This window comes from Mycolicibacterium agri (genome assembly GCF_002553505.1).
Classification (GTDB): Bacteria; Actinomycetota; Actinomycetes; order Mycobacteriales; family Mycobacteriaceae; genus Mycobacterium; species Mycobacterium agri.
The window spans coordinates 71,797-78,065 of record NZ_PDCP01000029.1; the positions used below are offsets into that span (position 1 = coordinate 71,797).

A 6,269-nucleotide genomic window follows, 5' to 3' on the forward strand; every position below is an offset into this window, starting at 1 on the left:
ATGGACGAGTACGTCGCTTCCGCCCGCTCGCATTGGGGTCCCAGGTTCACCGCCAACGGTGTGCCTGCCGCCGACTTCGATCGGGTGATGGCAGACCTGGAGTCATGGGACGACTGGTGCGCAGCGTGGTCTGCCGCGGCCAAAGTGCACGAGGACCTCGGCGTCGAAGCGCTGCAGCAGGGCAGGCTCCGCTCGGCGGGTGCGCATATGAGCACGGCGGCCGTGGTGTATCACTTCGCGAAATTCGTTTACGTCCGCGACATGGACCAGATGCGCACCGCCCACCAAGCCGCAGTGCGTTGTCTCAATACCGCTCTGCCGCATCTGGATCCGCCCGGCGAACGGGTCGAGATACCGTTCGAGGGCGCAACGCTGTTCGGGGTGTTGCGCAAGCCCACCGGACCCGGTCCGCATCCGGCGGTGATCTGCGTGCCCGGTCTCGATTCGACCAAGGAGGAGTTTCGTGCCACCGAGCAACTCTTCCTCGAACGCGGCCTCGCCACCTTCAGTGTGGACGGACCGGGACAGGGGGAGGCCGAGTATGAGCTGCCGATCCGCGCCGACTGGGAGGTGCCCGGCCGCGCGTTCGTCGATGCGCTGACTGCCCGTGACGACATCGACGCCGACGGCATCGGGGTGTGGGGCGTCAGCCTCGGCGGCTATTACGCACCCCGGTTCGCCAGCGGCGCCGAGAGGATCAAGGCGTGTGTAAGCCTCTGCGGCCCGTACACGTTCGGCGAGAACTGGGACGGCCTGCCCGCCTTGACGCGGGAGACCTTCACGGTCCGGTCAGGGTCGAAGAACCAGGCGCAGGCCCGCGAGTTGGCGCTCACCCTCACCATGACCGACCGGACGTCGATGCTGCGATGCCCGACGCTGGTGGTCGCGGGCAAGAAGGATCGGCTGATCCCCTGGCAGCAGGCCGAGCGGCTGCACCGCGAGGTTCCGGGAAGCGAATTCCTGTTGCTGCCTGACGGCAATCACGGGTGCGCCAATGTACTTGCCGCGCACCGCTATCGGACTGCCGACTGGATGGCTGCCCAGCTCAAGGCGTCGCGTTGATCGCCGCGACGATGTTGTCGGGCGTGAACGGAAGCGTCCGAACCCTGACGCCGAGCGCGTCGGCGAGCGCGTTACCGATCGCGGCGGTCACCGGACCCTGAGTCGCCTCCCCGGCGCCCAGCGACGGCTCGTCGGGCCGATCCAACAGGTGGACTTCGACCGCGGGCACCTGATCGAACCGCGCGATCGGATAAGACTCCCAGTCAGTGCTGGTGATCGACTGCCGGTCGAAGCGAACCTGCTCGAACAGCGCCCAGCTGGTGGCCTGCACGGCGCCGCCCTCGATCTGGTTGCGCACGCCGTCGACGTTCACCACCCGTCCGACATCGACAGCGATGGTCAGGCGGGTGACCTTCAGCCGGTCGGTCGCCTCCACGTCGGCGACGACCGCGCAGTACGAACCGCGGTTCTTGTACCGGCAGAAAGCCACCCCACGGCCACGGCCCTCCGGTAGCGGACTGCCCCAATCAGCCTCCGCCGCAGCGGTACTCAGCACATCGCGCGCCCGCGGATCCGAGAGGTGGGCGAGGCGCATCTCGACCGGGTCACGTCCGGTTGCCGCGGCGAGTTCGTCGATGACGGACTCCTGGGCGAAGGTGTTCAGGTGGCTGCCGAGGGACCGCAGCGACGACACCCGGATCGGCATCTCCAGCAGCCGGTGCACGGTCACGTCGACCCTGGCGATGTCGTAATACGGCTCGGCGTTGCGGGCCGAACCGTAGCCGCGCGCGGGCGGTGGATCGACGGATGCGGGCAGCACGGTGACGCCTGCGCGGTGGGCTTCGGCCAACATGGTGTGCCGCGGCGCGTAACCGGGCCGGGCGGTGTGGCCGTTGCTCCACAGCTGGTGCGACCAGTCGGTGATGGTCCCGTTCTCGTCGACGCTCGCGGTGACGTCGGCGACCATCGCCGGACCGAAGGGCTCCCATGACATTTCGTCGGCGCGGCTCCACAGCACTCGCACATGCCGACCTGGGGCCTGTGTTGCGAGCAGCGCGGCGTCCATGGCGGCGTCGTCGGCGCCGTTGTGGCCGTAGCTGCCTGCCCCCTCGACGTGCTGAACGGTGACCGCGTCGGCAGGAAGTTCCAGCGCGGCGGCGATGGCGCGGCCCAGCGTGAACACGCCTTGACTGTGGCTCCACACCTGCAGGCGTTCACCGTCGAACCGCGCGATCGCGCAGCTCGGCCCGATCGACGCGTGCGCGAGGTAGGGCCGCGAGAAGGTGGCGGCCACGGTGGCGTTGCCGTCGTGCCGGGTGCCGTCGGCGCGGATGACATCAATCTCGGATTGAGCTGTGCGCAGCCAGTTCTCGATGTCATCGGAAGGGGGTAGCTCGATGCCGGCCGACCACCTGGCGCCGGCTGCCAGCGCTTCTGCCGCGCTGGTCGCCTGGCCCTCGCGGCGGGCGAGGACGGCCAGGAAGTCGCCGCCACGCACGACGCGTTCGACCCCGGGCATGGCCGAAACGCGGTCGAGCGGCGCGTCGTCGAGGTGAGCGCCCGGGCGGGGTGGCCGCACGATCCTGGCGTGCAGCATGCCGTCGAAGTCGAGGTCGTGGATGAACCGGGCACGGCCGAAGACCTTGTCGGGCAGGTCGAGGCGGGCCAGGTCTTTCGAAGCCGTTGACGCGAACTCGATTTCGAGCGACGTGTCGCCCACCTGTACATGCAGGTCGACGAGGCCGGTCAGTTCGGCATATGAACCGATGTGGGCGCCGTCGGGGGCGGTGAACACGCCCGACATCAACCGGATCTGCTTCATGTCCAGCCCGGTCTTGCGGGCCGCCGCGCGGCGGAACAACTCGCGCGCCTCGGCGCACACCCGTCGGACCGCTGCACCGGAGACCGTGATCGACAGGCTGCCCGCGGTCAGGCCCTCGTCGGGGGAGGACAGGGTGTTCGTCGCCTCCGGCCGGACCATCTCGGGCGCAACGTCGAGCTCGTGGGCCGCGATCTGGGCGAGGGCGGTAAGGATGCCCTGTCCGAGTTCGACTTTGCCGACGCGCAGCATGATCATCCCGTTCTCGCCGACGGTCAGCCATGTCGAGATCCACGGGTTGGCTTGCAGCGACGCGGGCAGTTGTTCGGTCACGTCGGCGATCCCGCTTGTGGAGTGGGCTCCGTGCTCGAATGCGAGGCCGAGCCGGCTGCTGCCAGCACGGCGTCGACGAACCGCAGGTGTGTGCCGCAGCGACACAGGTTGCGCTGCAACGCCTCTGAGACGTCGTCGCGGGTAGGTCGCGGATTGTCACGCAGCAGCGCGGCGGCACTCATGATGATCCCGGCTATGCAGTAACCGCACTGGCCGGCCTGCAACTCCAAGAACGCCGACTGCACCGGATGCATGGCATCGGGGCGACCGAGGCCGGCCAGTGTGGTGACTTCGCCGCGGACGTATTCGACGGGAGTGTCGCACGCTGGTGTCGGATGACCGTCGATCAGGACGAAGCACGCCCCGCATTGAACCAGGCCGCAGCCGAATTTCGGTGATTTGTCGCCGATATCGTTGCGCAGCACTTCGAGCAGGGATGTGCCCTCGGGGACGTCGACGTGGTGCTCGCGGCCGTTGACCGTCAGTCGGTACGAGCCCACGTCTCAGACGTCGCTTTTGGCCGCCCAGTAGTTGGGGTCGGCCTTGCTGGCGGCGAGCTGCTCGGGTGTTTCGAAGCCCGGGGCCATCGATGCCGCGGTGCCCGCCATGTACTGGTGGTGGTCAATGCCCAGCAGGCGAATCCAGCTCTGCTGGCCGAAGGTGAGCGCGATGCAACAGCCCAACTCGACGAGTTCCTGTTCGGAGAAGTGGGCGTGCAGCCGGCTCCACAGACCGTCGAGGTCCTGGCAGCCCCAGGCGATCGCCTCGGCGTAGGCGAGCGCGGCCTTCTGCCGGTCGTCGTAGAGGTCGGAGGACTCGAAGTTGAGCAGCTGGTCGTACTGCATCTCGTGCAGGCCAGCCATGGTGGCCTTCTCCGATCGCTGGTTGCCGCAGAACTCGCATTTCACTGTCCGGGAGATGTACACCCGGCACAGGTCCTTCAGCGCGTGATCGACGACGCCGCTGTGGAATTGGGCCTGCCAGCTGTCAGCGAACGCCCAGAACGCCTCGGGTGAGTGCGCGCGGACGGCGGAGCTTTCCGGCCGGGGCGTGCCGTGCTTTGCGCACCGCTCCATTTCGGCCTGCATGCGCTCGTCCATCTGTTCGAACGGGACATAGCTGATGTACTGCCTGGACGTCGAGGCCATATCGCTCTCCAATGAACGGCGGTTGCAATCGATTGTGGCCAGTATTCGCCGTCGAGGGCGACGCGTCAAGGGTCGTCAGTCGAACACCAGGATCTTGACGAGCGCAACGACGCCGATCAACACGATGATGGCCCGCAGCACCGCAGGGGGAAGCTGCCTGCCGAAGCGGGCGCCAAGGTATCCGCCGACGAACGCGCCACCGGAAATGAGCGCGACGACTGTCCAGTCGATGCGATCGGTGGCGACGATCATGAATGTCATTGCGGCGACGGCGTTGACCACCGTCGCCAGGACGTTCTTGATCGCGGTGAGACGTTGAATGCCGTCGCTGAGGATCATTCCCATGAGGCCGACGAGCAAAATTCCCTGTGCGGCACCGAAATAACCGCCGTAGACGCCGAGCCCGAAGATTCCGAAAGTGAGCAGCGCTCGCGACAACATGGTCGGCGAGCCCTCTTCACGTTGGGCCCCCGCGGTGCGCCGTTGCACGGCAGGGCCGATGAGCACCATGACCAGGCCGAGCGCGATGAGGGCGGGCACGATCGCCTTGAACGACTCGGCGGGCAGCACGAGCAGCAGGGCGGCGCCGACCAACGCACCCGCGACCGATGCGGGCGCGAGGCGCACCAGGATGCGGCGGTTGGAGTCCAGTTCGCGTCGGTAGCCGTAGATGCCGGAAATTCCGCCTGCGACCATGCCGATGTTGTTGGAGACGTTCGCGGTCAGCGGCGGATAGCCGAACAGCAACAAGGTCGGGAAGGTCACCAGGGTTCCCGAACCGACGATGGTGTTGATACCACCGGCCCATATCCCCGCCGTGAATATCGCGACTGCTTCGAGCATCTGGTGCGCAATCAGCCGGCGAGGTGGCGGTCGAGGAACGCGATGACACCATCGATTGCGCGGTCCTGCACGTCGTTGACCTCGACACCGGCGGCGCCGCGGACGGGGAAGATGTAGCCGTGCAGCGGGTGATCCCATGACACCCATTCGGCGTCCTTACCGCTTTCGGCCAGCAGGTCGTAGCTGACGCGGAAGATGCCCTGGAGGTGGTCGTCGTCGCGTCCCATCACCAGAATCGGCAGCGAGATCGGCTTGATGCGGTCGAGTGCCAGCGGCTCGTTGATCCGGGCACGCACGAACGCCGGGTCGCGCATCTGCATCTCCTCGATGTTGCGCAACTGGGTGTCCGGGTTGGTGAACGCCGTGTCGTCGGGGGTGAGGTCGAGAAACTCGTGATTTGCTGGCTCGCAGGCGATTCCGGCCTTCAGCGGGCTTTCGTAGCTCGACGCGATCTTGAACAGCATCTCTCCGGCGTGGCTGACCCCGACGTGGCCGAGCCGGTTCGGGTCGATCTGCGGATGCTTGGCCACGTGTTCGAGGATCGCGAGCTCGTCCTCGAACTCCAACGGCGAACGGTTCATCAAATCCATGCCCTGACGGCGGTCCACGACCAGCGGCCCGCCGTTGTGGTAACCCAGCTCGACCTCGGTGCGGTATCGGCCCCACGCGCAGGCGTAACCCGCGTCGAGCAGGCGCTCCATGATGTAGCCGTACGTCTCGACCCGGTCCCGCAGCCACTGCAGGCCGCCGCCGCCGTTACCGTAGGCGAGGAAAACGAACGGCAGTTCGGTCGCCTCTGGCGACGGCAGCCGCAGGGCGTATGGCACGTAGAGGCCGTCCCATGTTTCGGCCAGGCAGTAGTGGACGGGCCGGGAGGACCCGGGCACCGGCTCGGTGATCGCTGCAAAGGTCGGCGCGGGCATGGGCCGCTCCCATCGGTCTTCGGGGACTCTACCTGCAAACGATTGCATGCTAGCATGTCCGCTTGGCGCGCCCCGAGCCCCCGCCTTTCCTCGGCGAGCAGACGCTAAGGTCCGCTCTTTCCTGGGGCGATTTCTGGGGGTGATTGCAACAGCCACCTTGTTGGAGGTTGTTGTGTATCTGAAGGCTTATCCCTGGATTAT

At 66.9% G+C, this 6,269-nt stretch carries 6 protein-coding genes; 1 reads left to right on the forward strand and 5 read right to left on the reverse strand.

The genetic code is table 11. From position 1 onward, the window contains the following. Entirely contained in the window at positions 1–1,062 is a 1,062-nt protein-coding gene (locus tag CQY20_RS17235) for an alpha/beta hydrolase family protein (RefSeq protein WP_097941293.1), read from the forward strand. Here CQY20_RS17235 and CQY20_RS17240 read toward each other — a convergent pair. The 5 genes from CQY20_RS17240 to CQY20_RS17260 all read right to left on the reverse strand — a co-directional run bounded on the left by CQY20_RS17240 (position 1,046) and on the right by CQY20_RS17260 (position 6,068). Continuing rightward, complete coding sequence (locus CQY20_RS17240; protein ID WP_207767294.1) at positions 1,046–3,154, reverse strand: xanthine dehydrogenase family protein molybdopterin-binding subunit; 2,109 nt, start codon at positions 3,152–3,154, stop codon at positions 1,046–1,048. The genes CQY20_RS17235 and CQY20_RS17240 overlap by 17 nt on opposite strands. Next, positions 3,151–3,654 carry a (2Fe-2S)-binding protein gene (locus tag CQY20_RS17245; protein WP_097941294.1) on the reverse strand — a complete coding sequence of 168 codons (504 nt, stop codon included), beginning with the start codon at positions 3,652–3,654 and terminating at the stop codon, positions 3,151–3,153. The genes CQY20_RS17240 and CQY20_RS17245 overlap by 4 nt, the downstream gene beginning before the upstream one ends. A 3-nt stretch (positions 3,655–3,657) precedes the next feature. Continuing rightward, a complete protein-coding gene (locus tag CQY20_RS17250; protein WP_097941295.1) occupies positions 3,658–4,302 on the reverse strand; it encodes a carboxymuconolactone decarboxylase family protein in 645 nt (214 codons plus the stop codon). 75 nt (positions 4,303–4,377) lie between these two features. Next, positions 4,378–5,145 carry a sulfite exporter TauE/SafE family protein gene (locus CQY20_RS17255; protein ID WP_097941296.1) on the reverse strand — a complete coding sequence of 256 codons (768 nt, stop codon included), beginning with the start codon at positions 5,143–5,145 and terminating at the stop codon, positions 4,378–4,380. An 11-nt stretch (positions 5,146–5,156) separates the two neighbouring features. Then, positions 5,157–6,068: an alpha/beta hydrolase family protein gene (locus CQY20_RS17260; RefSeq protein WP_097941297.1), complete on the reverse strand. Its 912-nt coding sequence runs from the start codon at positions 6,066–6,068 to the stop codon at positions 5,157–5,159. Between the last annotated feature and the right edge of the window lie 201 nt (positions 6,069–6,269).

What these genes read in the sequence shown, in the direction of transcription:
- CQY20_RS17235 (WP_097941293.1), top strand. Translation starts at nt 1, where the DNA reads ATGGACGAGTACGTCGCTTCCGCCCGCTCGCATTGGGGTCCCAGGTTC.
- CQY20_RS17250 (WP_097941295.1), bottom strand. Translation starts at nt 4,302, where the DNA reads ATGGCCTCGACGTCCAGGCAGTACATCAGCTATGTCCCGTTCGAACAG.
- CQY20_RS17255 (WP_097941296.1), bottom strand. Translation starts at nt 5,145, where the DNA reads ATGCTCGAAGCAGTCGCGATATTCACGGCGGGGATATGGGCCGGTGGT.
- CQY20_RS17260 (WP_097941297.1), bottom strand. Translation starts at nt 6,068, where the DNA reads ATGCCCGCGCCGACCTTTGCAGCGATCACCGAGCCGGTGCCCGGGTCC.